Origin of the sequence: Streptomyces violaceoruber (assembly GCF_033406955.1) — a bacterium.
Taxonomy (GTDB): Bacteria; Actinomycetota; Actinomycetes; order Streptomycetales; family Streptomycetaceae; genus Streptomyces; species Streptomyces violaceoruber.
Map to the genome: position 1 here is coordinate 2172391 of NZ_CP137734.1, position 26727 is coordinate 2199117.

Below are 26727 nucleotides of genomic sequence, written 5' to 3' on the forward strand. Positions count from 1 at the left end.
ATACCACTTACGTTCTCGATGCAGGCCACCCGGACCTCGATGGCGCCGCCCTCGCCCTCACGGGTGTGTCCCGACTCCGTTCGAGGAGCCGGTTACAGACCAGAGCCTGCTCCGAGAGAGAGGCCGACATGACGGATGTGAACCGGCGCAGCGTGCTGAAGGTGGCGCTGGGAGGTGCCGGCCTGGCCGCCTTCCCCTCGGTGGCCCTGGGCGCCACACCCGCGGCCGCGGCCCCGCACCGCGGCCCCGACCTCGTCGGGGTCGGCGACACCTCCATCACCCTGGAGTTCGACGACCGGCTGCGCAGCCGGGTGGCGTTGCGGGGCGTCGACGTCACCCGCTTCGACGCCGGCGAGGCCCTGCTGGTGGACGGCGGGGCGATCGACGCGTTCACGTACGGCGGGCACGAAACCCGCAGGACCCGGCATTCCCGGCACGGCGCAGGCGTGCGCGTGACCGTCTGGGGCGAGTCCGCGACCGGAGTCCGCAAGACGGTGGAGCTGACCTCCTTCCAGCGCCTGACCGGGATGATCGTGATGAAGGTGACCTACACCAACGGGACCGGTGCCCCGCTGGCGGTCACCGGATGGCGCAGCGGGGCCCACGAACTCCTGGAGGTTCCCGGCGGCTTCCACACCTTCTCGGGAACCACGTACGAGGACCGTCGCGACTGGGTGCGGCCGATGACGGACGGATTCGTCCAGGAGAACTCGCTGGGGATGGACGCCTCCGACTACGGCGGCGGCACCCCCGTGGCGACCGTGTGGCGGCCGGGGGCCGGTCTCTCCGTCGGGCACGTCGAACCCGTGCCCAGGATGCTGCGCCTGCCGGTACGCAGGACGGCCGGCGGAGCGAGCCTCGCCGTCGAGGGCGACACCCCCGTGACCCTGAGGCCGGGGCGGCGCCTGACCACCGACACCACGTTCCTGACCGCCCTGCCGGGCGACCACTTCGCACCGCTCCAGCGCTACCGCGACTACATGAGCGACATCGGCCGGCGTGCGCCCAGGACGCCCGAACCGGCTCTGGAACCCATGTGGTGTGCCTGGGGCTACGAGCGGGACTTCACCGTCGAGCAGGTCGTCGCCACGCTCCCCAAGGTGCGTGAGGTCGGCCTCAAGTGGGCGGTGCTCGACGACGGCTGGCAGACCAACGAGGGCGACTGGGAGCTGGACCCGCGGAAGTTCCCGCGGGGCGCGCCGGACATGCGGGCCTTCACCCGGCAGATCCGGGACGCCGGCCTGCGGCCGCGCCTGTGGTGGGCTCCGCTGGCGGCGGACCCGGAGAGCAGCCTGTACCGGGACCACTCCGACATGCTCCTGCTGGATCGTGAGGGCAACAAGCAGCGCGTGAGCTGGTGGGACGCCTGGACCCTGTGCCCCGCGTACCGGCCGACGGTGGACTACTTCGTCGGGCAGGTGAAGCGGTTCATCGGCGACTGGGGATACGAAGGGCTCAAGATCGACGGCCAGCACCTCAACGCCGTCACGCCCTGCTACAACCCGGCACACGGGCACGCCCGCCCCGAGGAGTCGACCGAGGGTCTCGCGCGGTTCTGGAAGGCGGTGTACGAGGCCGCGCACGAGGCGAACCGCGACGCCGTCGTCGAACTCTGCCCCTGCGGCACCGCCTTCGCCTTCCACAACCTCCCCTACGTCGACCAGTACCCGAGCTCGGACCCGCTCTCCTCGTACCAGGTCCGTACGAAGGGCAAGACGATGAAGGCGCTGATGGGCCGGGGCAGCAGCTACTCCGGCGACCACGTCGAACTGAGCGACGGCGGCGACGACTTCGCCTCCAGCTACGGTGTGGGAGCCGTCCTGTCGACGAAGTTCACCTACCCCGCGGGCCCGGACGAGGGGATCGTGCTCACGCCGGAGAGGGAAACCCTCTGGCGCCGGTGGGTGAACCTGTACGAGGAGAACATGCTGTCCACGGGCGAGTACCGGGGCGAGCTGTACGACATCGGTTTCGACAAGCCCGAGGCGCATGTGGTGGCGAAGGGCGCGACCCTGCACTACGCGTTCTACGCCGGGCGGTGGGACGGGACGGTCGAGCTGCGTGGCCTGGGCCGCGGCAGGTACCGCCTGACCGACCCGTTCAACGGCACCTCTCTCGGAACCGTCGACGCCCGGCACAACACCGTGGAGCTGGCCTTCGAACGGTTCCAGCTCATCGTGGCCGAGCACATCGGCTGATCAGGGCCGGCGCGCGCCGGTCCCGGCACTCACGTGGCGGTGACCGGCAGCACGTCCGGCGAGAGCGCCGCCGCCCGCGCCGTGGCGCTCGTCATCCGCCTGCGGTGGTGGCGGCGGCACAGCACCTCGTAGCCGATCTCGTCGGGGGACTGGGCGACGTCCCCGACGACCACCTGGGCGCCCTCGACGACCATGACGCCGCCCACGGTGCGGGCGTTGTGCGTGGCGCGGGCTCCGCACCAGCACAGGGCCTCGACCTGGAGCACCTCGACCCGGTCGGCGAGTTCCACCAGCCGCTGGGAGCCCGGGAAGAGCTTGGAGCGGAAGTCGGTGGTGATGCCGAAGGCGTACACGTCGACGTCGAGGTCGTCGACCACGCGCGCGAGCTGGTCGATCTGGTCCGGCGCGAGGAACTGCGCCTCGTCCGCGATCACGTAGTCCACCCGGCCGCCCTGCGAGAGGTGGTCGACGACGTGGGCGTACAGGTCCTGGCCGTCCCCGACCTCGACCGCGTCGGTGACGAGGCCGAGGCGGGAGGAGAGCTTGCCCTCGCCCGCACGGTCGTCGCGGGTGAAGATCATGCCGGCCAGTCCGCGCGCCGAGCGGTTGTGCTCGATCTGGAGAGCCAGTGTCGACTTCCCGCAGTCCATCGTTCCGGAGAAGAACACCAGCTCGGGCATGAGGGGTTGGGCACCTTTCGGCAGCGGGATCGGTGGAGCGGAGAGGGTCAGGAGCGTACTTCGAGCAGCGGGACGAGCTGCTCGGCAGGGGTCATCGAACCGTGGTTGCCGACCATCGCCGACTCCTTGGGCTCGCGCTCGGAGGCGATGACCAGGACGTCGTCGCGGGCCGCGGCGACCACGTCGCCGATGCGGTCGTACACCCGGTCGTCGATACCGGGGCCGAACCAGCCGGCGGCGATCGCCTCGTCCCGGGACGCCACCCAGAACTGCTCGCCGAGCACCTCGCGCCAGCAGAACAGCACGTCGTTGCGGGCACCGGGGACGGCGTAGACGTGCCGGGCGCGGCCCTCGCCGCCGAGGAGGGCGACGCCCGCCTTCAGCTCCCAGTCCTCGTCGAAATCGATCCGGTGCTCCTCGTCGAAGGGCACGTCGACCATGCCGTGGTCGGCGGTGACGTACAGGGCGCTGCGCGGCGGCAGCTGCTCGGCGAGGCGCTGGACGAGCCGGTCGACGTGGCCGAGCTGCCCGCGCCAGGTGTCGGAGTCGACGCCGAAGCGGTGTCCGGCGCCGTCGACCTCGGCGTAGTACGTGTAGACGAGGGCGCGGTCGGCGCGGGCCAGCTGTTCGGCGGCGCAGTCCATCCGGTCCTCGCCGGACAGGCGTCCGTGGAACTCGCCGCCGCTGAGCGCGACCTTGGTCAGCGGGGTGTTGGCGAAGGTGGGCGAGGAGACCTGGGCGGCGTGCACCCCCGCCGCGTGGGCGAGGCCGAAGACGGTGGGGTAGGGCTGCCAGGGGCCGGGCGCGGTCCATGGCTGCCAGCGGAGCTGGTTCATCAGGGCGCCGGTGTCGGGATTGCGCACCGTGTATCCGGGCAGGCCGTGGGCGCCCGGCGGGAGGCCGGTGCCGACGGAGGCGAGGGAGGTCGCCGTGGTCGCCGGGTAGCCGGCGGTGATCGGGCGCCCCGTGCCGCCGCGCGAGCTGCCCAGGAGGGAACTCAGGAAGGGGGCGTCCTCGGGGTGCGCGCGCAGTTGCTCCCAGCCGAGGCCGTCGATCAGGAAGACGCAGTTGCGGTCGGCCGGGGTCAGTTCGGTGATCCCCGCGGTCATGCCGGGGACACCGAGGCCGGCGGCCAGGGTGGGCAGCAGGTCGGCGAGGGAGCCCCGGCCGTACTCGGGTACGGGGGCGGAGTCGACGGGGAGCGGTTCCGGGTGGGTGTCCCAGGCGGTGTGCTGCACCATCAGCGGGCGGAGTCCGCGGTCGCCTCGGAGAGGGCCTGGGCGAAGGTGAGCGCCTGGCGCACCGTCTCGGGGCCGTCCCCGGCCTCGCTGACGCGCAGGCTGAGGTCGTCGGCCGTCGAGCTGCCCGTGTAGCCGTGGTCGGCCTCGCAGTTGGGGTCGCCGCAGGCGGCGGGCTCCAGGTCGAGGCGGGAGACGGCGCCCCAGCCGATGGTCAGCACGATCTCGCGGGGCAGTGTGCCCGGCTTGTACTGCTCCGGGTTGGCGACGACGCGGCTGACGACGATGGACGAGATCCGGCCGAGCTTGACGGACTCCGTGGACGTCGTGGCGTACGGCGTCGGAGAGGTGTCGTCGGCGGCCTGCTCGTCGGTGTGGCTGACGATGAAGCGGTTGCCGGTGAGCACCAGCACGGTCACGTGCCGGCGCACCTCGTTCTGGTCGAACGTGGTCTCCTGGTGGACCAGGTACGACCGCACGGGCTCGCCGCCCACGGCGGCCTCCACCGCCTCGGCCACGAGGGCCGGGTAGTAGCCGCTGCGCTCGATCGCCGCTCGCAGCCCCTGGGTCGTCGTACTGGTCTTGGCCATGCCGTCCATCCTACGGGGACCCGCTGACTGCGAGGCACGCTCCCGCGGTACCCGTCCAGGGCCGTACCCGGCACGGGCACCGGGCCGGGTACGGGGCGTGGCGGGTCAGTAGGCCGGCAGGGTCCGCGGGCCCAGGTCGTCCCTGGCGGGAGGGGGCGCGAGGCGGACGGAGGCGCCGAGGACGCTCAGGCCGTGCGGGGCGACCACGACGGGCTCCAGGGTGACCGCGACGACCTCCGGGTGGTCGTCGACCAGCCGGGAGACCCGCAGCAGCAGCTCCTCCAGGGCGGCGGCGTCGACCGGGGCCGAGCCGCGCCAGCCGAAGAGGAGGGGGGCCGTGCGGACCGAGCGGATGAGCGAGGTGGCGTCCCGGTCGGTGACCGGGATCAGCCGGTGCGCCATGTCGCCGAGCAGCTGGGTGGCGGCGCCGGCGAGGCCGAAGGAGAGCACCGCGCCGGCCGCCGGGTCGATGACCGCCCGTACGACGGTGTCGACGCCGCGCGGGGCCATGTCCTGCACCACCGGGCGCAGCTCCGCGGGCTTCCCGAACAGCTCGGTCAGTTCGGCGTAGGCCCGCCGCAGTTGCTCCTCGTCCGCGAGGTCGAGGCGTACGCCGCCCAGGTCGGCGCGGTGGCGCAGGTGCGGGGCGGTGGCCTTGAGGGCCACCGGGTAGCCGATGGTCCGCGCGGCGGCCGCGGCGTCGTCGGGAGTGGCTGCGGGCAGGGCGCGGTGGACGTGGACGCCGTACCGGCCGAGCAGGTCGCAGGTCTCCTGGCTGCCGAGGGTGAGCCCCTGCCCGCGCGCGAGGTGCCCCGCTATCTGCTGGGCGGCGCCCTTCTCGTCGATGTCCTCGTACTCCGGCACCTTGCCGGGGTCGGCGGCCTCCCGCCGCCACTGGGCGTAGGCGACCGCCTCGCCGAGGGCGCGGACGGCACGCTCGGCGGCGGGGTAGGCGGGGATGAGGCGAGCTCCCTCGGGGGCCCGGACGACGCCCGGCGGCCGGCCCGGGGCGGCGGACGGGCGGGGCGGCCCGGAGGGACCGGACGGGCCGGACGGACCGGAGGGGCCGGAGGGGCCGGACGGGCCGGAGGGGCCGGAGGGGCCGGACGGACCGGAGGCGCCGGACGGGAGCTGATCGGCGGGGCCGGGAACGGCATGGGGAGCGGTGCCCGGGGTGGCTCCGGAGGCCGGGGCGGCTCCGGAAGCCGGGCCGCTCGGGGTGCCCTGCTGCACGGCATCCGGATCGGCCGGGAGAGCCGCGCTCGAAGCCGCTCGGGAGGCGGTGCCCTCAGCCGCCTGGGCGGTGGTGCCCGCGGTGCCCTGAGCCGTCTGGGGAGCCGTGCTCGCCGCCGCGGACAGGGCCTCCGCCAGGCCGCCCAGCTCCACGTGGACCACGAGGACGGGCTTGGTGGGGACCGCGGCCGCCGCCGAGCGCAGGGCCTCCGCGAGCGCGGCGTCCCCGGCCGCCCCCTCTCCCAGCGTCGGGATGGCGGTCACCACGACCGCGTCGCAGGTGTCGTCGGCCAGGGCCCTGGCCAGGGCCGCGTGGAAGTCGTCGGCCGAGGCGGCGGTCGTCAGGTCCAGCGGGGGCTGCGGGCGCAGGCCCTCGGAGAGGCACGCGTCGTACGTGAGCAGTCCCAGGGACTCCGAGTTGCCCAGGATGGCCACCCTCGGTCCGGCGGGCAGCGGCTGGCGGGCGAGGAGCAGCCCCGCGTCGACCAGGTCGGTGATGGTGTCGACGCGGATCACGCCGGCCTGCCGCAGCAGCGCGGAGACCGTCGCGTGGGGCAGTCGCGTCGCCCGTACGGCGTGCCCCTGGGGTGCCACGCCGCCGTGCCGGGCGCCCTGCACCACGACCAGGGGCTTGGCGGCCGCCGTGCGCCGGGCCAGGCGGGTGAACTTGCGGGGGTTGCCGATGGACTCCAGGTACATCAGCGCGACGTCGGTCTGCGGGTCGTCGTACCAGTACTGGAGGACGTCGTTGCCGGAGACGTCGGCGCGGTTGCCGGAGGAGACGAAGGTGGACACGCCGGTGACGCCGGTGACCCCGCCGCCGCGCCGGTGCAGCCGGGAGAGCAGGGCGATGCCGATGGCGCCGGACTGCGCGAACAGGCCGATCCGTCCCGCGCGCGGCATCTCGGGGGCGAGCGAGGCGTTGAGCCGCACGTCGGGGGAGGTGTTGATGATCCCGAAGGCGTTGGGCCCGATGATGCGCATGCCGTACGTGCGCGCGTGCCGCACCAGGGCGCGCTGGCGCTCGCGCCCCTCGGGGCCGCTGTCGGCGTATCCGGCGGAGATCACCACCAGGCCCTGCACCCCGTGCTCGCCGCACGCGGTGACGACGTCCGGGACGTGCTCGGCGGGCACGGTCACGACGGCGAGGTCGACGGGCCCGTCGATGTCGCCCACGGAACGGCACGCCGGAACCCCGTCGAGTTCTTTCATGTCCTCGGGGAAGGCCCTGTTCACGGCGTACAGGCGCCCCGTGTAGCCGGCGTCCCGGATGTTGCCGAGGATGCTGCGGCCGACGCCGCCCGGGGTGCGGCCGGCGCCGACGACCGCGACCGAGCCGGGCTGCAGCAGCCGCTGCACGGAACGGGCCTCCGCGCGGTGCTCGCGCGCGTACTGCACGGCCAGCGAGCGGTCGGTGGGTTCGAGATCGAACTCCAGGCGGACCACCCCGTCCTCGAAGCTTCGCTTCTGGGTGTACCCGGCGTCCATGAAGACTTTGATCATCTTGTTGTTGGCGGGCAGCACCTCGGCGGCGAAGCGGCGGATGCCCCGCTCGCGGGCGACGGCGGCGATGTGCTCCAGGAGGGCGGAGGCGACGCCGCGTCCCTGGTGGGCGTCCTGGACGAGGAAGGCGACCTCGGCCTCGTCGGCCGGTGCGGTGGCGGGTGTTCCGCCGGCCCCGATCCGGTCGTAGCGTACGGTGGCGATGAACTCGCCGCCGATGGTGGCCGCGAGTCCCACCCGGTCCACAAAGTCGTGGTGCGTGAAGCGGTGGACGTCCTTGGCGGACAGGCGAGGGTACGGCGCGAAGAAGCGGTAGTACTTCGACTCGTCGGAAACCTGCTCGTAGAAGCTGACCAGGCGCTCGGCGTCGTCAACGGTGATGGGGCGGACGCGCGCGGTGCCGCCGTCGCGCAGCACCACGTCGGCTTCCCAGTGGGCGGGGTACTCGTGCCGGTCCGACGAGGTCTGCATGGGCCCCAGAGTACGGCTCGCGTACGACAACGGCGCGGGGCAGTCTGTGGGGGACGGAGGTCCGGACCGAGGCCGCGGTCCGGGACCCGTACGGGGCGGCGCAACGTGGTCGTCCCGGCTTGCTTCACGATGTGGGAAACTGGTCTAGACAAGACTGGTCTAGACAACTTCAACGCCTCTGAACACCTGAAGGGCAGCATCACATGGCTGAGCGCCGCGTCAACGTCGGCTGGGCCGAGGGTCTCCACGCCCGCCCCGCCTCCATCTTCGTCCGAGCCGCCACGGCCACAGGCGTCCCGGTGACGATCGCCAAGGCCGACGGCTCCCCCGTCAACGCGGCCTCCATGCTGGCCGTCCTCGGCCTCGGCGCCCAGGGGGGCGAGGAGATCGTCCTCGCCTCCGACGCCGAGGGCGCGGAGGCGGCCCTGGAGCGGCTGGCGAAGCTGGTCGCCGAGGGGCTCGAGGAGCTTCCCGAGACCGTCTGACGGACGGGACAGCAGCACCGAAAGGCCCGCCGGGACCACCGGACGGGCCTTTCGCCTTTTCCGCTTCCGCTTCCGCTTCCGCTTCCACACATTCGGGGCGGCAGAAATAGCCGCCGGAATTCCCCCGCCTTTGTATACGGAACCTGTGTTACCGGAGCGGGCTCGCGGTGTTTACGGAATGTTGCGTATTCCTCACACGCTCCGTCGCCGCGCCGCCGGCGGCGAACCGGAGCCGGTACCCGGGCGCCGACCGCTCGATGTGCCGGGTCATGAGCGCCCGCGCGCGTTCGGCGTCGCCCCGGGCCACGGCGTCGGCGATCGCCGCGTGCTCCGCCCAGTGCTCCACCGGTCCGACCGGTGCCTCCACGACGTACATCCAGGCGATCTTGTGGCGGAGCTGGGTCAGCAGCGCGGTCAGGGAGGGGCTGTCCGCCGCCCTGGCGAGGGTCTCGTGGAACCAGCCGCCCAGGGAGCGCAGCTCGTCCACGGTGCCCCGCCCGGCCCGTTCCTGCCCCAGCCTGACCAGGCCGCGCAGCACCTTGAGGTGGGCGTCGGTGCGCCGCCGCGCGGCCCGGGAGGCACCGAGCGGCTCGAGGAGCGTGCGGGTCTCCAGCAGATCGGCGGCCTCCCGCCGGGTCGGTTCCGCGACGCACGCGCCCGCGTGCCGCCGGGTGACCACGAAGCCCTCCGCCTCCAGCGTGCGCAGGGCCTCTCGGACGGGGACGCGGGAGACGCCGTAGCGGCGGGCGAGGAGCTCCTCGGTGAGCCGGCTCCCGCGCCCGTGGACGCCGGTCACGATGTCGTCCCGAATCGCCGTGCACACCGAATGTGCCGGAATACGCATGACCGACCTCCGCCTTGATCCCCAGAAACGTCGACGATGGACGCGCTTTCAGCGACTCTAGGCCAATCAAGCCGGCATGGAATACAAAAAGCCCCGACCCGGGAAGCCGGGGCTTTTTCGTCAGACGTTCACTCCGTGGGAGCGGAGATAGGCGACGGGGTCCATGTCCGAGCCGTACTCGGGGCTCGTACGGGCCTCGAAGTGCAGGTGCGGTCCGGTGACGTTGCCGGTGGCACCCGAGACGCCGATCTGCTGGCCGGGCTCGACCGACTGGCCGACCGAGACGCCGATGGACGACAGGTGCCCGTACTGGGTGTACGTGCCGTCGTGCATCCTGATCACGACCTGGTTGCCGTACGCGCCGCCCCAGCCGGCCTCGACGACGGTGCCGACACCCACGGAGTGCACGGACGTGCCGCTGGAGGCGTGGAAGTCGATGCCGGTGTGGCTGCCCGAGGACCACAGGGAGCTGCCGGCCTGGTAGGCGGTCGAGACGTACGAGGCGGTGATCGGTGCGACGAAGGTGTTGAGGCGCTCGCGCTCCGCCTCCCGCGCGGCGCGCTCCTTGGCCTCGCGCGCCTCCTTGGCCGCCTCGGCCGCCCGCTCGCGGGCCGCCTCCCGAGCCGCCTCGCGGGCGGCGGCGTCCGCGGCCGCCTGCTTCTGGGCGAGGGCCTGGGCGTCGATCTCGTCGGCTATGGAGTCGCCGATGGTGACGACCGGGGTGAGCCCGGTCTGTTCCGCCTCGGGCTCGGCGGCGAGCGCCGGAGCCGCGAGGGTGCCGACCACACCGGTGGTGGCGAGTGCCGCGACTCCCGCCGCGCGGACGGTGGTGCGGTGCACCCGGCCGGGACGGCGGTGCTTCCCGGTGGCGCGCGTGAACGCCATGTAGAGGCTTGTCCTTTCCTTCCCTCTCGCCTACCGGGTTAGCTGACGGGTTCGGAGGTGGAAGGTCTCCTACGGACCCCCTCGCGGTGCGCGCGGGCGTCCGATTCACCCCAGGGACTGCGATGGGTCCCCGGCTCCCCTGGCTCGCGCCGTACGGGGACTCGGCGATGGCTGTCCGGTGCCGCGGGTGCGGCGCACTGCCTGACGAACAGCCCGGACGACGCTAAACGCGGCTGCGTTCAATCCTCAAACGCAACAGGCTTTTTGTAGCGCACGCCACAGGGCAGACGGGCAACCACTCCCCCAATCCGGACAAACGGCGGCCCCGGTGACACACCGGTCACCGGGGCCGCCGCGCGCGCGTGCCGCTACTCGGCCGCCACCACGGTGACTTCGCCGATGCCGAGGGCCTCGACGGGCTCCTTGATCTGCGCCGCGTCGCCGACGAGGACCGTCACGAGACGGTCCACCGGGAAGGCGTTCACGACCGCCGCGGTGGCCTCCACGGTGCCCGTGGCGGCCAGTTGACGGTAGAGCGTGGCCTGGAAGTCGTCGGGCAGGTGCTGCTCGACCTGGTCGGCCAGCGTGCTCGCCACGGCCGCCGCCGTCTCGTACTTCAGCGGCGCCACGCCCACCAGGTTCTGCACGGCCACGTCGCGCTCGGCGTCGGTGAGCCCCTCCGCCGCCAGCTTGCGCAGCACCGTCCACAGGTCCTCCAGGGCGGGACCGGTGTTGGGGGTGTCGACGGATCCGCTGATGGCGAGCATGGCGGCGCCCGTGCCGTCCGGCGCGGAGCGCAGGACCTGGCCGAACGCCCGCACACCGTAGGTGTAGCCCTTCTCCTCGCGCAGGACGCGGTCCAGGCGCGAGGTGAGGGTGCCGCCCAGGCAGTAGGTGCCGAGCACCTGCGCGGGCCACACGCGGTCGTGCCGGTCGGCGCCGGTGCGGCCGATCAGCAGCTGCGTCTGGACGGCGCCGGGACGGTCCACGATGACGACCCGGCCCCGGTCGTCGGCGGTCACCGGGGGCACCGGACGCGGCTCGGCGGCCGAGCCGGTCCACGCGCCCAGGGTGTCGGCGAGCAGCGCGTCCAGGTCGACGCCGGTGAGGTCGCCGACGACCACCGCGGTGGCCGTGGCGGGGCGGACGTGCCGCTCGTAGAAGGCGCGTACGGCCGCCGAGTCGATGGCCTCGACCGTCTCCTCGGTGCCCTGGCGCGGGCGCGACATGCGCGCGTCGGCCGGGAACAGCTCCTTGGAGAGTTCCTTGGCGGCACGCCGGGAGGGGTTGGCCAGCTCGTGCGGGATCTCGTCGAGCCGGTTGCGCACCAGTCGTTCGACCTCGCCGTCCGCGAAGGCGGGCGCCCTGAGGGCGTCGGCGAGCAGGCCGAGTGCCTTGCCGAGGCGCGAGGCGGGCACCTCCAGGCTCAGCCGGACGCCGGGGTGGTCGGCGTGCGCGTCCAGGGTGGCGCCGCAGCGCTCCAGCTCCGCGGCGAAGTCCTCGGCGGAGTGCTTGTCGGTGCCCTCGGAGAAGGCGCGCGCCATGATGGTGGCGACACCGTCGAGACCGGCCGGCTCGGCGTCCAGGGGGGCGTCGAGGAGCACCTCGACGGCGACGACCTGCTGGCCGGGGCGGTGGCAGCGCAGCACGGTGAGGCCGTTGTCGAGGCTGCCGCGCTCGGGAGCGGGGAACGCCCAGGGCTTGGGCTCGCCGGCCTGCGGCTGGGCGTGGAATTCCATGGTGGCGAGCTCGGTCACTTGGCCGCCTCCTCGTTCTCGTCGCTGGCGTCGGTCTCGTCGGCGGAGGCGGTGGGCTCGTAGACGAGCACCGCGCGGTTGTCGGGGCGCAGGCGGGCCTTGGCGACCTCCTGGACCTCCTCGGCCGTCACCTCGAGCACGCGCTGCACGGCGGTGAGGGCGAGCTGCGGGTCGCCGAACAGGACCGCGTACCGGCACAGTTCGTCGGCGCGGCCGGCGACCGTGCCCAGGCGGTCCAGCCACTCGCGCTCCAGCTGGGCCTGGGCGCGCTCCATCTCCTCGGCCGTGGGGCCCTCGTCGGCGAACCGGGCCAGCTCCTCGTCGATGGCCGTCTCGATGACCGGCACCTCCACGTCGCCGGACGTCTTCACGTCCAGCCAGCCCAGGGAGGGTGCCCCGGCGAGCCGAAGCAGGCCGAACCCGGCGGCGACGGCGGTGCGGTCGCGGCGGACGAGGCGGTTGTACAGGCGGGACGACTCGCCGCCGCCCAGGACGGTCAGGGCCAGGTCGGCCGCGTCGCACGCGCGCGTGCCGTCCTCCGGCAGGCGGTAGGCCGCCATCAGGGCGCGGGCCGGGACCTCCTCCTCGACGACCTCCCGCAGTTCCCCGCCCATGACGTCGGGCAGCGCGCCGTCCCGCGGCGGCTGCTTGCCGTCGTGCGAGGCGATGGAGCCGAAGTACTTCTCGATCCACGCGAGCGTCTGCTCGGGGTCGATGTCGCCGACGACCGAGAGCACCGCGTTGTTCGGCGCGTAGTAGGTGCGGAAGAACGCGCGCGCGTCCTCCAGGGTCGCCGCGTCCAGGTCGGCCATCGAGCCGATCGGCGTGTGGTGGTAGGGGTGGCCCTCCGGGTAGGCGAGGGCGGTCAGCTTCTCGAAGGCGGTGCCGTAGGGGACGTTGTCGTAGCGCTGGCGGCGTTCGTTCTTGACGACGTCCCGCTGGTTCTCCATCGACTCGTCGTCCAGGGCGGCGAGCAGGGAGCCCATGCGGTCGGCCTCCAGCCAGAGGGCGAGCTCCAGCTGGTGGGCGGGCATGGTCTCGAAGTAGTTGGTCCGCTCGAAACTGGTGGTGCCGTTGAGCGAGCCGCCGGCGCCCTGCACCAGCTCGAAGTGGCCGTTGCCCTTGACCTGGGCGGAGCCCTGGAACATGAGGTGCTCGAAAAGGTGAGCCAGTCCGGTGCGCCCCTTGACCTCGTGGCGCGAGCCGACGTCGTACCAGAGGCACACCGCCGCGACCGGGGTCAGGTGGTCCTCGGAGAGCACCACGCGCAGGCCGTTGGCCAGGCGGTGCTCGGTCGCTGTCAGGCCGCCGGAGCCTGCCTGGGCTGTGGCCGTGTGACCCATGGGCATGTACGTCCCTTCGATCGCGAGATCCTGGTGGAGTCACTGGGTGAACCACCGGGTGGAATCCATGGGCGGAACTGCGGAATTCCGCCGGTCCCGCCACTGTATGCAAGCGTGCGGGCGGCCGGTGGAGTTCCCGGCCCTCGTACGCCGAGAGCGAGAACGCGGTTGACGGGCCGCCGGAGACGGCTGCGGGGACGGCACCCCGGGACGAGGGCGTACCCTGCGGGCAGCGCCGGGCCGGCAGCCCGTGACGGGTCCTGGTCGGTGGCTGTCAGTGCCGCAGTCCACAATGGACGGCGTCAGATCACCGTTCACGCTTCAGCAAGGAGCCGGCAGCGATGGCCCGCCGTAGTACGAAGACCCCGCCGCCCGACGACTCGTACGAGGAGAGGATCCTCGACATCGACGTCGTCGACGAGATGCAGGGCTCCTTCCTCGAGTACGCGTACTCGGTCATCTACTCCCGTGCGCTGCCGGACGCCCGCGACGGCCTCAAGCCGGTGCACCGGCGCATCGTCTACCAGATGAACGAGATGGGCCTGCGGCCCGAGCGCGGCTACGTGAAGTGCGCCCGCGTCGTCGGCGAGGTCATGGGCAAGCTGCATCCGCACGGCGACGCGTCGATCTACGACGCCCTGGTCCGCATGGCCCAGTCGTTCTCGATGCGCGTGCCCCTGGTGGACGGCCACGGCAACTTCGGCTCGCTGGGCAACGACGACCCGCCGGCCGCCATGCGGTACACCGAGTGCCGGATGGCCGAGGCCGCCGGCCTGATGACGGAGTCCATCGACGAGGACACCGTCGACTTCGCCCCGAACTACGACGGCCAGGAGCAGGAGCCGGTGGCCCTGCCCGCCGCCTTCCCGAACCTGCTGGTCAACGGCGCCTCGGGCATCGCGGTCGGCATGGCCACGAACATGCCGCCGCACAATCTGCGCGAGGTGATCGCGGCGGCCCGGCATCTGATCCGGTACCCGAACGCCGACCTGGACGCGCTGATGAAGCACGTGCCGGGCCCCGACCTGCCCACCGGCGGCCGCATCGTCGGCCTGCCCGGCATCCGGGACGCGTACGAGACGGGCCGCGGCACCTTCAAGATCCGCGCGACGGTGTCCGTGGAGACGGTGACGGCGCGCCGCAAGGGTCTCGTCGTCACCGAGCTGCCCTTCGCGGTCGGCCCGGAGAAGGTCATCTCGAAGATCAAGGACCTGGTCGGCGCGAAGAAGATCCAGGGCATCGCGGACGTCAAGGACCTCACCGACCGCGCCCACGGACTGCGCCTGGTCATCGAGATCAAGAACGGCTTCGTGCCCGAGGCGGTCCTGGAGCAGCTCTACAAGCTGACGGCCATGGAGGAGTCCTTCGGCATCAACAACGTCGCCCTGGTCGACGGCCAGCCCCTCACCCTGGGCCTCAAGGAGCTGCTGGAGGTCTATCTCGACCACCGCTTCACCGTCGTCAGGCGCCGCAGCGAGTTCCGCCGCAGCAAGAGGCGCGACCGGCTGCACCTGGTGGAGGGCCTGCTCACCGCCCTGGTCGACATCGACGAGGTCATCCGCCTCATCCGCTCCAGCGAGAACTCCGCGCAGGCCAAGCAGCGCCTGATGGAGCGGTTCTCGCTGAGCGACGTCCAGACGCAGTACATCCTGGACACGCCGCTGCGCCGGCTCACCAAGTACGACCGCATCGAGCTGGAGTCCGAGAAGGACCGGCTGAACGCCGAGATCGAGGAGCTGACCCGGATCCTCGACTCGGACGCGGAGCTGCGCAAGCTGGTCTCGGCCGAACTGGCGGCGGTGGCGAAGAAGTTCGGCACCGACCGGCGTACGACGCTGCTGGAGTCGAGCGGCGCCCCGGTCGCCGCCGTACCGCTCCAGGTGGCGGACGACCCGTGCCGGGTGCTGCTGTCGTCGACGGGCCTGCTGGCCCGCACCGCGAACGACGAGCCTCTCGTCACGGAGGCCGGGGCCAAGCGCGTCAAGCACGATCTCATCGTCTCGGCGGTGCCGGCCACGGCGCGCGGCGAGGTGGGCGTGGTGACGTCCGGCGGGCGGCTGCTGCGGGTGAACGTGGTGGACCTGCCCCAGCTCCCGGAGGCCATGCCGACGCCGAACCTCGCGGGCGGCGCGCCGCTGGCCGAGTTCGTGTCCCTGGAGGACGACGAGGACGTCGTCTGCCTGACCACGCTGGACGAGTCCTCGCCGGGGCTGGCGCTCGGCACGGAACAGGGCGTCGTCAAACGGGTGGTGCCCGACTACCCGTCCAACAAGGACGAGTTGGAGGTCATCACCCTCAAGGACGGCGACCGCATCGTCGGCGGGGTCGAGTTGCGTACCGGTGACGAGGACCTGGTCTTCATCACGGACGACGCGCAGCTCCTGCGCTACCAGGCCTCGCAGGTCCGTCCACAGGGCCGTCCGGCGGGCGGCGTGGCGGGGGTCAAGCTCGCCGACGGGGCCAAGGTCATCTCCTTCACGGCGGTGGACCCGGCCGCGGACGCGGTGGTCTTCACGGTGGCCGGATCGCGCGGCACGCTGGACGACTCCGTGCAGACCACGGCCAAGCTCACGCCGTTCGACCAGTACCCGCGCAAGGGTCGCGCCACGGGCGGGGTGCGCTGCCAACGGTTCCTGAAGGGCGAGGACTGCCTGGCCTTCGCCTGGGCGGGCGCCACCCCGGCCCTCGCCGCACAGAAGAACGGCACGCCGGCCCAGCTCCCGGACACCGACCCGCGCCGCGACGGCTCGGGCGTGTCGCTGCCCAAGACGGTGTCGGTGGTGGCGGGCCCGGTCTAGGGGCTGTCCGGCGGCTCCTCGCCGTCGGCCACGTAACGCAGGACGCCCCACATGCCGTGTTCGTCGGCGGGTGGGGCGTCGGCGTCCCGGCGGCACGCGTCGAGTTCCTCGCCAAGGGCCGCCGCGTCGATGCCGGAGCCGATGAGGACGAGCTGGGTACGGCCGGTCTCCGGGGCGCCGGTCCCGCCGGCGGCACCGGCCGGGGTCCAGGGCTCCGGGTAGAAGCGCAGGAAGCGTCCGACGGCGTGGACGGCGTACCGGTTCCGCGTGTCGTACGGGCCGAAGTCGACGTACCCCTTGATCCGGTACAAGCCCTTGGGACGGCTGTCGAGGAAGCGCATGAGCCGGCGCGGGTCGAGCGGGAGGCCGGAGACGAACGACAGGGTGTCGTAGGCGGCGTGCAGGTGATCGGCGTGTGCGCCGCCCTCGGAGTGGTCGTGCAGGTCGTCGAAGGACAGCTGCCCCACGCGCTCCTCGCCGGGCCGGCAGTCGTAGAGGAACTCGGGGTCGATACGGCCGTAGGTCGCCGGGACGACGGCGGCGCCGCCCACGAGCGAGTGCACCAGGCCGAGCACACGCTCGGCGTCGGTGGCCCGGTCGGTCTTGTTGACCACGACCAGGTCGGCGAGGGCCAGGTGCCGGTCGATCTCGGGGTGCCTGGCGCGGGTGTCGTCGAACTCGGCGGCGTCGACGACCTCGACGAGTCCGCCGTAGACGATCCCCGGTTGCTCGCTGGCGAGCAGCATGCGCACCAGTTCCTGCGGTTCGGCGAGGCCGCTGGCCTCGATGACGATGACGTCGATGCCGGCCTCGGGCCGGGCGAGCCGCGCCAGGTACCCGTCCAGTTCACTCGCGTCGACGGCACAGCACAGGCATCCGTTGCCCAGCGACACGGTGGAGTCGCCGAGGGCACCCGCGACGGCCATCGCGTCGATCTCGATCGATCCGAAGTCGTTGACGACGGCGCCGATCCGGCTGCCTCCGCTGCGGTGCAGGAGGTGGTTGAGCAGGGTGGTCTTCCCGGAGCCGAGGAATCCGGCGAGCACGACGACCGGGATCTGCTGCGGAGTCGAGCGCTGCCCCACCGTGCGACCTCTTTCTCACCCGTGCGTGCGGAATTGCCAGCTCAGGATACGAGCCGCGGCAGTCGGCACGAAGTGAACGATTGTTAGCAGCGTGCGCGGGGCAGACGTTTTCCAAGGCGCCGGACCGTGCGACCCTCGCTTCCCTCCGTGCGCCTCCTCTCCGCCTCCCCGTCGATCAGCGCCGCTCGGCACCCTGGAGGCGGCAGCACCATCCATCGCTCGCCGGTCCCCGTCAGCCGACCCGCACTCGACGACCGGCGGGCGGTCGCCTGATTCGGGGGTTGACATGGTCACACGGAAAAACGCCACGGGGAGGTTCGGCTCCGCCGCGGCCGGGATGTTGCTGGCCACGGCCGGGATATCGCTGGCCGCGCGCCGGCGGCGGCGCGAGGCAGCACGTATGCACGAACGGCTGCTGGAACTGGAGGAGCTGGCCATCCGGCGCCAGTCGCTGGCACATCAGCAGCGCATGCACTGGGAGTTGCTCACCAGGGCCATCGACGATCCGTCGCTCGCCGAAGTCATCGACACCTATGACAAGAGCATCCCGGCCGAGCGACGGCGCCAGTTCTTCTATGCGAACGCCTGGTACGTCAACCTCTACCACGTGCACCGTGCGGGTCTCCTGGACCAGGAAGGGCTGCAGGGGCGCCTCCGGGAGTTCTTCCAGAGCCCGGTCTTCCGCGAGTACTGGGAGGCGACGAGGAACATGCGCGCCGCCTTGGACCAGAACTCCGACGAAGCCCGGCTGGGGCTGGTGGTCGACGCTCTCGCCAAGGACTTCGAGGACACCGACACGGACGAATGGTGGGTGGTCGGGACGCCTCCCCACGACTGAGGGCGGTCTGCTCCGAACGGGGCCATCCCGTCAACCTCAAGGAGCAACAGGGGACTTCTGAGGCCCCGTCGGTCACCCGGGCCACTCAGCACCCAGTAGCGTGGGGACTCATCAATCTGCCAGCAACCTTGCCCATAAGGACCGGTACCTTGAAGATCGTGCGCCGCATCGGTGTGCCTCCCAGCGCTCGTGGCAGTACCACGGGATCCACCTGCCCCGACCTGTTCGAACTGAGTGACGGCAACTTCGCCGTCATCGGCACCGAGGCCACCGAGGCGCTGGAGCGTGAGCTGCCCGCCGACGCCGCCAGGGCCGACTACGAACGCATCGTGGTCATCAGCCGGGAGACCCTCATCCGGGCCAAGGCGGACATCCCCGACGCCTGACGTCACCCGCGCCTTCGGCCGTACCCCACCGCCTGCCGCGCACGAACCCCCACCACCGGCGAGCAACCCGGCACCCCGTCCTTGCTCGACGCTCCCCGACCAGGCCTGGCGCCCGAACGGCACCAGGCCGCTCGTGTTTCTCAGGCCACCGCCGGGACCCCGACCGGCGCCCCCGGCCCCACATACCGCGCCGCCGGACGGATGATCTTGGAGTCGGACGCCTGCTCCAGAATGTTCGCGCTCCAGCCCACCACCCGTGCCGCCGCGAACGTGGGAGTGAACATCTCGCGGGGCAGACCGCACAGTTCCATGACCACGCCCGCGTAGAACTCGACGTTGGTGTGCAGTTCGCGCCCCGGCTTCAGCTCCGCGAGGATCGCCTCGACCTGCCGCTCCACCTCGACGGCGAACTCCACGCGCGGTCCGCCGAAGCTCTGCGCCACCTCACGCAGCATCCGTGAGCGCGGGTCCTCGGTGCGGTAGACGGCGTGACCGAAGCCCATGATGCGGTCACCGGCGAGCACCCGCTCGCGGATCCACGCGTCGATGCGATCGGGCGTGCCGATCGCGTCCAGGGTGTCCAGCGCCCGGCTGGGCGCGCCGCCGTGCAGCGGGCCGGACAACGCCGACACCGCGCCGGCCAGGCAGGCCGCGACATCCGCACCCGTCGACGCGATGACCCGCGCGGTGAAGGTCGACGCGTTGAACCCGTGGTCGATGGTGGAGATCAGGTACTGCTCGATCGCCCGTGTGCACGCCTCGTCCGGCTCCTGGCCGGTCAACATGTACAGGTAGTTCGCGGCGTACGAGAGGTCCTCGCGCGGCTCCACCGGCTCGAGTCCCCGTCCCAACCGGTGCAGCGCGGTCAGCAGCGTCGGTACGGCCGCGGCCGCCACCAGGGTGTCCTGCCGGCGCTGGTCGACCGACAGGTCGTACACCGGTCGGAAGCCCAGGGCCGCACCCAGCAGGGACAGACCGGTGCGCATGCCGGCGAGCGGGCCGGAGCCTGCGCCGGCCTCGGCGATGGCGGGCAGGGCGGCGCGCACCGCGTCGGGGAGCCGCCGCAGCGCGGCGGTCTCGGCGGCGAAGGCGGCCCCGGTGCGCGCGTCGGGGAGTTCCCCGTGGACCAGGAGATGCCAGACGTCCTCGAAGCCGCGACTCCGGGCGAGTTCGACGGCCGAGTACTGGCGGTAGTGGTAGAACCCCTCGAGTCCTCGCACGTCGCCGACCTCGGTGTCGGCCACCACGACACCGGCGAGCCCGCGCGGCACCTCGACGGGCGTTGCCGCGGCTGCGGTTCTGTTGACGGACATGATTACCTCCTTGAACTTGACTTAACTGTCCATACTTGACTGCGACTCTGTCAATATTGATTGAATCAATGCATAGTAGGGCGACGACTCAACACGGACCGCCTCCGATCGATACGGTGACCTCATGCGCGATCACGAGCCCGACCACCCCGCAGACAGCGAGCGGCGCCTGACCACCAGGGAGGCGGCCGAACTGCTCGGGGTGAAGCCCGAGACCGTGTACGCGTACGTCAGCCGCGGCCAGCTCGGCAGCCGGCGCGCGCCCGGCTCCCGGGGCAGCACCTTCGACGCCGACGAGGTACGGGCCCTCGCCCGGCGCAACCGGCGCGACGGCGGCATCAACCCGGCCCCGGCCGCCGGTCAGGAGCTGACCGTGCGCACCCGCCTCACGCTCATCGAGAACGACCGGTTCTCCTACCGGGGCGTCGACGCGGTCGAACTCGCCGCGCGCCACACGTACGAGGAGGTGGCCGAGTGGCTCTGGACCGGGGAGCTGCGCCCCGGCGCCGCGTTCTCGGCCCCCGAGTCCTCCGTCGCCGTCGCCCGCCGGGCCGTCGACGCCCTGCCCGAACACGCCGGTCCCGCGGACCGGCTCCGTGTCGCGGCGATCGCCGCGGCGGTCACGGACCCGCTCCGCTTCGACCTGTCGGAGGAGGCGGTGCTGGGCACGGCGCGCGTCCTCATCCCCACCCTCGTCGCCGCGCTTCCCCCCGTACTGCGCGACGGACACGACCGGGACCCGATCGCCCGCCGCCTGTGGACCCGGCTCAGCGGGCAGGAGCCCGACGAGCCGACGCTGCAGGCCCTGGACACGGCGCTCGGACTCCTCGTCGACCACGATCTGGCGGCCTCCACGCTCGCCGTGCGCGTCGCCGCGTCGGCGCGGGCGCACGCCTACGCCGCCGTCTCCGCCGGGCTCGGCGTGATCGAGGGACCGCTGCACGGCGCCGCCGGCGGACTCGCGCACCGGATGCTGCTGGAGGTTCTCGAGCTGGGCAGCGCGGCCCCGGTGGTCGCCGAGGAGCTGCGGGCCGGCCGGCGCATCCCGGGGCTCGGCCACCGGCTCTACCCCGGTGAGGACCCACGCGCGCGTGCCCTGTTCGCGCTCCTGGAGGACGTGCCCCGGGCGGCACCCGCGATCGCGGCGGCCCGGGACGTCCAGGCCACCGCCGCCCGCCACACCCCGCTGCACGCCAATGTCGACCTGGCGCTCGCCGTGCTCACCGTGTCCTCCGGCATGGCCTCCACCGCGGCCGAGACGATCTTCGCCGTGGCCCGTACGGCGGGCTGGATCGCGCATGCCCTGGAGGAGTACGGGGAGCGGCCGCTGCGGATGCGGCCGAGTGGGCTGTACTCGGGGCCGAGGCCCCCGCGGCCACTGCCGGAGTAGCGCGCAGGCGCGGCTGGAAGCCGCCGCGGCCCAAGTCAGGTTAGGCTCACCTCTGTGAGTACGTGCTCAACCGTCTCCCGGGACCTCGACGAGCCCGTTTCGGGCACCGCACCCGTCGCGAGGACCTGGTTGCTGCTCGAACAGCCCGGCCCGTGGGGCGCCAAGGCGCTCACTTCGAGCCACCTGGACCCCGCGCTGGGGCGCGCCCTCGACGCGGCGGCACAAGGGACGGGCGTACGCATCGCACTGGTGCGCCGTCCCGGGCGCCACGCGGACCGGGGCACGACCGCCGCACGCAGGGTGTACGCGGCCCACACCGTGCCGGGAAACGTGTGGCTGCACGGCGCCACCCTCAAGGACCCCCGTCGGCTGCTCGGCCTGGATTTCGCCGCGCTCGGCCGGGGCGACCACCGCGCCTTCGACTCGGTGCTGGACGGCCGCGCCCACGCGGGCGACCCGCTCGCCCTCGTCTGCACCAACGGCAAACGCGACCGGTGCTGCGCCCTCCTCGGCAGGCCCCTGGCGGCCGAACTCGCCGCCTCCGGAGCCCACGGCGTCTGGGAAGTCACCCACCTGGGCGGGCACCGCTTCTCGCCGACCGTGCTCGTGCTGCCCCACGGATACGTCTACGGCCGGGTCCAGGCCCACACCGTCAAGGAGATCCTGCACGGCGCGCGGGAGGACCGGATCGTCATCGAGGGCTGCCGCGGGAACTCCGCGTGGGACCGCCCCGGCCAGGCGGCCGAGCTGGCCCTGCGATCGGCCCTCGGCGAGGACGCGGCCCAGGCACTCACCGTCGTACGGACGGACGGCGCCGCACCGCGCTGGGAGGTGACCCTGGCGCACCGCGACGGCCGGTACTGGCGGGTCACCGTCGTACAAGGGGCGTCGGTGCCGCCGCGACCGGAGAGCTGCGGGGCGTCGGTACTGGGCTCGCCGGCGCGGATGGAGGTCACGGCGGTGCGCGCCCTGCCGGTGACGGCGGCAGTGGCGAGCTGACCCCACGAGCGGTGCACGCCCCTCGCGGGAGATACGCGCCACACCCCGCTACGGCATGCCACCGGCCCCACGTACCGTCATGGCCATGAGCTCCACTCCCCCCGTCCGCCGACTGCGCCTGGGCCTGCCGCGGCGGGTGTTCTCACAGGTGCTGCTGATGCAGCTGGCGATCGCCGCGGGCGTCGCCGTGCTCGCGACCGGGCTGTTCCTGGCGCCGCTCGGCGACCAGCTGGACGACCAGGCGATGCGCCGGGCGCTGGCGATCGCGCAGACCACCGCGCAGCAGCCGCAGGTCGTACGGGACCTGCGTACCACCCGGCCGACGGCGAACGGCCCGGTGCAGCGGGAGGCGGAGCGGGTCCGGGAGGCCACGAGGGCGGAGTACGTGGTCGTGATGGACCGGCAGGGCGTGCGCTGGTCGCACACGGACCCGGAGCGCATCGGCGAGGTCGTCTCGACCGACCCGGGGCAGGCCCTGGCCGGACGCGAGGTCATGGAGATCGACGACGGCACCCTGGGCCGCTCCGCCCGCGGGAAGGTGCCCCTGCGCGACGGCGACGGCGAGATCGTCGGGGCGGTCTCGGTGGGCATCGCCTACGACAGTGTCCGGGCGCGGCTGATCCACGCCATTCCCGGCCTGTTCGCGTACGCCGGCGGCGCGCTGGCCGTCGGCGCCCTGGCCTCCTGGATCATCTCGCGCCGGGTGCAGCGGCAGACCCGGGACCTGGCCTTCTCCGACATCGCGGGGCTGCTGGCGGAGCGGGAGGCCATGCTGCACGGCATCCGGGAAGGCGTCGTCGCCCTCGACCGGGGCGGCCGGGTGCGCCTGCTCAACGACGAGGCGCAGCGCCTGCTCGGCATCGGCGGCGAGGCCGTCGGCCGCTCCCCCGACGAGGCGCTCGGTGCGGGACGCACGGCCGACGTGCTGGCCGGCCGGGTGACCGGCACCGACCTGCTGACCGTGCGCGGCCAGCGGGTCCTGGTCGCCAACCGGATGCCCACCGACGACGGCGGGGCCGTGGCCACGCTGCGTGACCGTACCGAGCTGGAGCAGCTCGGCCGGGAGCTGGACTCCACGCGCGGCCTGATCGACGCGCTGCGCGCCCAGGACCACGAGCACGCCAACCGCATGCACACCCTGCTGGGCCTGCTCGAACTGGAGATGTACGACGACGCCGTGGAGTTCGTCGGCGAGGTGGTCGGCGACCACCGGGTCACCGCGGAGCAGATCACCGAGCGGATCCACGACCCCCTGCTCGCCGCCCTGCTGGTCGGCAAGGCCACCGTCGCGGCCGAACGGGGAGTCGCCCTGTGGGTCTCGGACCGGACCCGGCTGCCGGACCGTCTGGTCGATCCGCGGGGGCTCGTCACGATCGTCGGCAACCTGGTCGACAACGCGCTCGACGCCGCCGCGGGGACAGCGCACGCGCGCGTGGAGGTCGAACTGCGGGCCGAGGGGCGCGCCGCCACGCTCACGGTGCGCGACACGGGGCCCGGGATCGCGGCGGACCACCGTGAGCTGGTGTTCGCCGCGGGCTGGTCCACCAAGGAGCCGCCCGCCCACCGCGAGCGCGGCATCGGGCTGCCACTGGTGCGCCGCCTGGCCGAGCGGCAGGGCGGCAGCGCGACCGTCGGGGAGGCGTACGGCGGGGGCGCGGAGTTCGTCGTCGTCCTCCCGGAGGCGCTGACCGAAGCGGCCCCGGAACCCGCCCTCACCGTCCCCGTGACCACCGCTGCCGAGGAGGAGTCCCGATGATCGAGGTCCTGGTCGTGGACGACGACACGCGCGTCGCGCGCGTCAACGCCGCGTACGTCGAGAAGGTCCCCGGCTTCCACGTCGCCGCCGAGGCGCACAGTGCGCTGGAGGCACTGGACGCGGTGGAGCGGCTGCCCCGCCTCGACCTGATCCTGCTGGACCACTACCTGCCCGACCGGACCGGTCTGGAGGTCGTCCAGGAGATGCGGCGACGGGGACGCCAGACCGACGTGATCATGGTGACGGCCGCCCGGGACGTGTCGACCGTGCAGGCGGCGATGCGGCAGGGGGCGCTCCAGTACCTGGTGAAACCGTTCGCCTTCGCCGGTCTGCGCGCCAAACTGGAGGCGTACGCCGAACTGCGCCGCACCCTCGACGGGGGCGGTGAGGCCGAACAGGCCGAGGTCGACCGGATCTTCGGCGCCCTGTCGGCGCCCTCCGACCCCGGGCTGCCCAAGGGCCACTCCCCCACCACCGCCGAGCTGGTACGCCAGTGCCTGCTGAAGGCCGACGGGCCGCTCTCCGCCCAGGAGATCGCCGAACGGACCGGCGTGAGCCGCCAGACCGCCCAGCGCTATTTGAAGCTGCTGGAACGCACCGGACGGGCCGTCCTGACCCTCAAGTACGGCGAGGCGGGCCGCCCCGAGCACCGTTACGCGTGGGTGACCCGAGCCTGACACGACCACGGCACACCGGGGTCGTCGTCGCCGTCCCTACACGGCCCCCGCCCCGGTCAGCGACCGCACCTCGGTCTCGGCGTGCCTGGCCTCGTCCGGGACCTCCGGGGAGGTCACCGTGCCCAGCCAGCCGGCGACGAAGCCGAGCGGGATCGAGACGAGGCCCGGGTTCTGCAACGGGAAGTACTGGAAGTCCAGGCCCGGGAAGAGCGACTGCGGGCTGCCGGAGACCACCGGGGACAGCAGCACGAGCACCACGGACGGCACCAGACCGCCGTAGACCGCCCAGACCGCGCCGCGCGTGGTGAAGTCGCGCCAGAACAGCGAGTAGAGCAGCACCGGCAGGTTGGCGGAGGCCGCCACGGCGAAGGCGAGGCCCACCAGGAAAGCGACGTTGAGGTCGCGGGCGAGCAGCCCGAGCCCGATCGCGACGGCGCCGATGCCGACGGCGGCGACCCGCGCCACGGCGACCTCGCTGCGCGGCTTGGAGTGGCGGCGCCGCAAGGACGCGTACAGGTCGTGGGCCACGGACGCCGAGGACGCCAGGGTGATGCCGGCCACCACCGCGAGGATGGTGGCGAACGCGACGGCGGCGACGACGGCGAACAGGACCGTCCCGCCGGTGGAATGCGCGCCGCCGCCCAGATCGAGGGCGAGCAGCGGCACCGCCGTGTTCCCGGCGGCGTTGGACGCACGCACGGCGTCCGGCCCGACCAGGGCGGCGGCACCGAATCCCAGCACGATCGTCATCAGGTAGAAGCCGCCGATGAGACCGATCGACCAGACCACGGACCGCCTCGCCGCCCGCGCGGTGGGCACGGTGTAGAAGCGGGACAGGATGTGCGGCAGCCCGGCCGTACCCAGGACCAGGGCGAGTCCCAGGCTGATGAAGTCGAAGCGGGCGACCCAGTCCCCGCCGTAGGCCAGGCCGGGCGCGAGGAACGCCTCACCGTGGCCGCTGCGCTCGGCCGCCGTGCGCAGCAGCCGGTCGACGTCGCCGTGGAAGCGCACCAGGACGAGCGCGGTCAGCGCCACGGTGCCGCCGAGCAGCAGGACCGCCTTCACGATCTGGATCCAGGTGGTGGCGCGCATCCCGCCCAGCGACACGTAGATCACCATGAGGGCGCCGACGCCGATGACGGTCCACGTCCGCGCCGCCTCGCTCGTCCCGCCCAGCAGCAGTGCGACCAGGCTGCCCGCGCCCACCATCTGTGCCACCAGGTACAGGACGGAGACGGTGACCGAGGAGGTCCCCGCCGCGATGCGCACCGGACGCTCCCTCATCCGGGCGGCCACGACGTCGGCGAGGGTGAACCGTCCGCAGTTGCGGACCAGTTCGGCGACGAGGAACAGGACCACGAGCCAGGCCACCAGGAATCCCACCGAGTAGAGCATGCCGTCGTAGCCGTTGAGCGCGATGAGCCCCGAGATGCCGAGGAAGGATGCGGCCGACATGTAGTCGCCGGAGATGGCAAAACCATTCTCCATCGGCGAGAAGAGGCGCCCTCCGGCGTAGAACTCCTCGGCGGATCCCTGCCGGCGGCGGCCCACCCAGGTGGTGATCCCGAGTGTGACGGCGACGAACGTGCTGAACAGCAGCAGGGCCAGCGTCTGGTGATCGCCCGTCATGACGCATCCCCTCGCACTCCGCGCGTCAGCTCCTGGGTGTCCCAGCGCAGTTCGAGCGCGGCCCGGTCCCTGCGCAGCCGGGCGTGGCGGGCGTAGGCCCAGGTGAGCAGGAACGTGGTGAGGAACTGCCCGAGTCCCGCGACCATCGCCACGTTCACCGCACCGGCCACCGGCCGGGCCATCAGGGCGGGCGCCGACGTGGCGGCCACCACGTAGGCGACGTACCAGAGGAAGAAGCCGGCGACGGCCGGCACCACGAACCTCCGGTACCGGCTGCGGACCTCCTGGAAGGCCGCGCTGCGCTGGACCTCCAGGTACACGTCGGCCGCGGCCCGGGGCGGCTCCGCCGGTGCGCTCCGACGCATCGGTGGCACCGTCGGCCCGGGGGCCGCGGGACCGGCCGACTCGCCCCAGCCGGAGGCGAGTGCGTCGTACCACGGGTCGTCGTACCGCGGGCCGTCGTACCCCGCCCCCTGGCCCGTCTCGACGTAGGTCCTGCCCGGCACGGCGCGGTGGTCGGCCGCGCATTCCGGACCGCCCCCGGCGCCGCGGGGCGGATCGTTGCTTGACTGCATGCCCAAGGATGGACAGAACGGGAAGATCCCCGACTCTTCTTCCCCACGCGCTTC

The 26727-nt window shown here is 72.7% G+C and carries 21 protein-coding genes and 1 riboswitch; of the genes, 9 read left to right on the plus strand and 12 right to left on the minus strand.

Features of this window, described 5'->3' with window-relative positions; translation table 11 throughout:
• Nucleotides 1–128: 128 nt before the first annotated feature.
• Complete coding sequence (locus tag R2E43_RS09390) at nt 129–2198, plus strand: glycoside hydrolase family 36 protein (RefSeq protein WP_030865008.1); 2070 nt, start codon at nt 129–131, stop codon at nt 2196–2198.
• A gap of 29 nt (nt 2199–2227) precedes the next feature.
• On the opposite strand, the gene R2E43_RS09395 is transcribed toward R2E43_RS09390, so the two are convergent.
• The 4 genes from R2E43_RS09395 to R2E43_RS09410 form a co-directional block, all read right to left on the minus strand.
• Entirely contained in the window at nt 2228–2878 is a 651-nt protein-coding gene (locus R2E43_RS09395; protein ID WP_003973175.1) for a thymidine kinase, read from the minus strand.
• A gap of 47 nt (nt 2879–2925) precedes the next feature.
• Nucleotides 2926–4119, minus strand: coding sequence for an alkaline phosphatase family protein (locus tag R2E43_RS09400; RefSeq protein WP_011030493.1), 1194 nt, complete (start codon nt 4117–4119; stop codon nt 2926–2928).
• A complete protein-coding gene (locus R2E43_RS09405) occupies nt 4119–4715 on the minus strand; it encodes a DUF5998 family protein (protein WP_003973177.1) in 597 nt (198 codons plus the stop codon). The genes R2E43_RS09400 and R2E43_RS09405 overlap by 1 nt, the downstream gene beginning before the upstream one ends.
• 96 nt (nt 4716–4811) lie before the next feature.
• On the minus strand, nt 4812–7913 hold the full coding sequence (locus R2E43_RS09410) for a bifunctional acetate--CoA ligase family protein/GNAT family N-acetyltransferase (RefSeq protein ID WP_332056110.1): 3102 nt from the start codon (nt 7911–7913) through the stop codon (nt 4812–4814).
• A gap of 203 nt (nt 7914–8116) precedes the next feature.
• Between R2E43_RS09410 and R2E43_RS09415 the strand changes: the two genes are divergently transcribed.
• The gene (locus R2E43_RS09415) at nt 8117–8398 is read left to right on the plus strand and encodes an HPr family phosphocarrier protein (RefSeq protein WP_003973180.1); all 282 of its coding nucleotides are present in this window, start codon (nt 8117–8119) and stop codon (nt 8396–8398) included.
• A 148-nt stretch (nt 8399–8546) separates the two neighbouring features.
• Here the strand turns inward: R2E43_RS09415 and R2E43_RS09420 are convergent, their stop codons facing one another.
• From R2E43_RS09420 to R2E43_RS09435, 4 genes are all read right to left on the minus strand, one after another.
• Nucleotides 8547–9242, minus strand: coding sequence for a GntR family transcriptional regulator (locus R2E43_RS09420; protein WP_011030490.1), 696 nt, complete (start codon nt 9240–9242; stop codon nt 8547–8549).
• A gap of 120 nt (nt 9243–9362) precedes the next feature.
• A complete protein-coding gene (locus tag R2E43_RS09425) occupies nt 9363–10127 on the minus strand; it encodes a M23 family metallopeptidase (protein ID WP_003973182.1) in 765 nt (254 codons plus the stop codon).
• Nucleotides 10128–10139: 12 nt separating this feature from the next.
• A riboswitch (cyclic di-AMP (ydaO/yuaA leader) is annotated at nt 10140–10304 on the minus strand.
• A 191-nt stretch (nt 10305–10495) separates the two neighbouring features.
• Entirely contained in the window at nt 10496–11884 is a 1389-nt protein-coding gene (locus R2E43_RS09430) for a M16 family metallopeptidase (protein ID WP_030865015.1), read from the minus strand.
• Entirely contained in the window at nt 11881–13233 is a 1353-nt protein-coding gene (locus R2E43_RS09435; protein WP_003973184.1) for a M16 family metallopeptidase, read from the minus strand. The genes R2E43_RS09430 and R2E43_RS09435 overlap by 4 nt, the downstream gene beginning before the upstream one ends.
• A gap of 335 nt (nt 13234–13568) precedes the next feature.
• Between R2E43_RS09435 and R2E43_RS09440 the strand changes: the two genes are divergently transcribed.
• Nucleotides 13569–16025, plus strand: coding sequence for a DNA gyrase/topoisomerase IV subunit A (locus R2E43_RS09440; protein WP_011030487.1), 2457 nt, complete (start codon nt 13569–13571; stop codon nt 16023–16025).
• Here the strand turns inward: R2E43_RS09440 and R2E43_RS09445 are convergent.
• Nucleotides 16022–17110 carry a CobW family GTP-binding protein gene (locus R2E43_RS09445; protein ID WP_136207298.1) on the minus strand — a complete coding sequence of 363 codons (1089 nt, stop codon included), beginning with the start codon at nt 17108–17110 and terminating at the stop codon, nt 16022–16024. The genes R2E43_RS09440 and R2E43_RS09445 overlap by 4 nt on opposite strands.
• A 286-nt stretch (nt 17111–17396) precedes the next feature.
• Here R2E43_RS09445 and R2E43_RS09450 point away from each other — a divergent pair, with 286 nt between their 5' ends.
• Together R2E43_RS09450 and R2E43_RS09455 are read left to right on the plus strand one after the other, a co-directional pair.
• The gene (locus R2E43_RS09450) at nt 17397–17948 is read left to right on the plus strand and encodes a DUF6082 family protein (protein ID WP_030865023.1); all 552 of its coding nucleotides are present in this window, start codon (nt 17397–17399) and stop codon (nt 17946–17948) included.
• 149 nt (nt 17949–18097) lie between these two features.
• Complete coding sequence (locus R2E43_RS09455) at nt 18098–18334, plus strand: hypothetical protein (protein WP_003973188.1); 237 nt, start codon at nt 18098–18100, stop codon at nt 18332–18334.
• A gap of 140 nt (nt 18335–18474) precedes the next feature.
• Here R2E43_RS09455 and R2E43_RS09460 read toward each other — a convergent pair whose 3' ends face one another.
• Entirely contained in the window at nt 18475–19647 is a 1173-nt protein-coding gene (locus tag R2E43_RS09460; RefSeq protein ID WP_003973189.1) for a citrate synthase/methylcitrate synthase, read from the minus strand.
• A gap of 124 nt (nt 19648–19771) precedes the next feature.
• On the opposite strand from R2E43_RS09460, the gene R2E43_RS09465 reads away from it, so the two are divergent.
• From R2E43_RS09465 to R2E43_RS09480, 4 genes are all read left to right on the plus strand, one after another.
• On the plus strand, nt 19772–21037 hold the full coding sequence (locus R2E43_RS09465) for a citrate synthase (protein WP_003973190.1): 1266 nt from the start codon (nt 19772–19774) through the stop codon (nt 21035–21037).
• 54 nt (nt 21038–21091) lie between these two features.
• On the plus strand, nt 21092–22036 hold the full coding sequence (locus tag R2E43_RS09470; RefSeq protein WP_332056111.1) for a sucrase ferredoxin: 945 nt from the start codon (nt 21092–21094) through the stop codon (nt 22034–22036).
• A gap of 85 nt (nt 22037–22121) precedes the next feature.
• Complete coding sequence (locus tag R2E43_RS09475; protein WP_191850856.1) at nt 22122–23792, plus strand: ATP-binding protein; 1671 nt, start codon at nt 22122–22124, stop codon at nt 23790–23792.
• A complete protein-coding gene (locus R2E43_RS09480; RefSeq protein WP_003973193.1) occupies nt 23789–24469 on the plus strand; it encodes a response regulator in 681 nt (226 codons plus the stop codon). The genes R2E43_RS09475 and R2E43_RS09480 overlap by 4 nt, the downstream gene beginning before the upstream one ends.
• Before the next feature lie 36 nt (nt 24470–24505).
• On the opposite strand, the gene R2E43_RS09485 is transcribed toward R2E43_RS09480, so the two are convergent.
• Entirely contained in the window at nt 24506–26098 is a 1593-nt protein-coding gene (locus tag R2E43_RS09485; protein ID WP_332056112.1) for a solute symporter family protein, read from the minus strand.
• Nucleotides 26095–26673, minus strand: a complete 579-nt coding sequence (locus tag R2E43_RS09490) for a DUF485 domain-containing protein (RefSeq protein WP_011030481.1) — start codon at nt 26671–26673, stop codon at nt 26095–26097. Before R2E43_RS09490 ends, R2E43_RS09485 begins: the two co-directional genes overlap by 4 nt.
• Between the last annotated feature and the right edge of the window lie 54 nt (nt 26674–26727).

Bases quoted from the DNA above. Each gene is read 5' to 3' on its own strand.
- R2E43_RS09400 (WP_011030493.1), bottom strand. From the start codon at position 4,119: ATGGTGCAGCACACCGCCTGGGACACCCACCCGGAACCGCTCCCCGTC.
- R2E43_RS09435 (WP_003973184.1), bottom strand. From the start codon at position 13,233: ATGCCCATGGGTCACACGGCCACAGCCCAGGCAGGCTCCGGCGGCCTG.
- R2E43_RS09480 (WP_003973193.1), top strand. From the start codon at position 23,789: ATGATCGAGGTCCTGGTCGTGGACGACGACACGCGCGTCGCGCGCGTC.
- R2E43_RS09410 (WP_332056110.1), bottom strand. From the start codon at position 7,913: ATGCAGACCTCGTCGGACCGGCACGAGTACCCCGCCCACTGGGAAGCC.
- R2E43_RS09450 (WP_030865023.1), top strand. From the start codon at position 17,397: ATGGTCACACGGAAAAACGCCACGGGGAGGTTCGGCTCCGCCGCGGCC.
- R2E43_RS09395 (WP_003973175.1), bottom strand. From the start codon at position 2,878: ATGCCCGAGCTGGTGTTCTTCTCCGGAACGATGGACTGCGGGAAGTCG.
- R2E43_RS09440 (WP_011030487.1), top strand. From the start codon at position 13,569: ATGGCCCGCCGTAGTACGAAGACCCCGCCGCCCGACGACTCGTACGAG.
- R2E43_RS09490 (WP_011030481.1), bottom strand. From the start codon at position 26,673: ATGCAGTCAAGCAACGATCCGCCCCGCGGCGCCGGGGGCGGTCCGGAA.
- R2E43_RS09460 (WP_003973189.1), bottom strand. From the start codon at position 19,647: ATGTCCGTCAACAGAACCGCAGCCGCGGCAACGCCCGTCGAGGTGCCG.
- R2E43_RS09415 (WP_003973180.1), top strand. From the start codon at position 8,117: ATGGCTGAGCGCCGCGTCAACGTCGGCTGGGCCGAGGGTCTCCACGCC.
- R2E43_RS09485 (WP_332056112.1), bottom strand. From the start codon at position 26,098: ATGACGGGCGATCACCAGACGCTGGCCCTGCTGCTGTTCAGCACGTTC.
- R2E43_RS09420 (WP_011030490.1), bottom strand. From the start codon at position 9,242: ATGCGTATTCCGGCACATTCGGTGTGCACGGCGATTCGGGACGACATC.
- R2E43_RS09465 (WP_003973190.1), top strand. From the start codon at position 19,772: ATGCGCGATCACGAGCCCGACCACCCCGCAGACAGCGAGCGGCGCCTG.
- R2E43_RS09390 (WP_030865008.1), top strand. From the start codon at position 129: ATGACGGATGTGAACCGGCGCAGCGTGCTGAAGGTGGCGCTGGGAGGT.
- R2E43_RS09425 (WP_003973182.1), bottom strand. From the start codon at position 10,127: ATGGCGTTCACGCGCGCCACCGGGAAGCACCGCCGTCCCGGCCGGGTG.
- R2E43_RS09475 (WP_191850856.1), top strand. From the start codon at position 22,122: ATGAGCTCCACTCCCCCCGTCCGCCGACTGCGCCTGGGCCTGCCGCGG.
- R2E43_RS09405 (WP_003973177.1), bottom strand. From the start codon at position 4,715: ATGGACGGCATGGCCAAGACCAGTACGACGACCCAGGGGCTGCGAGCG.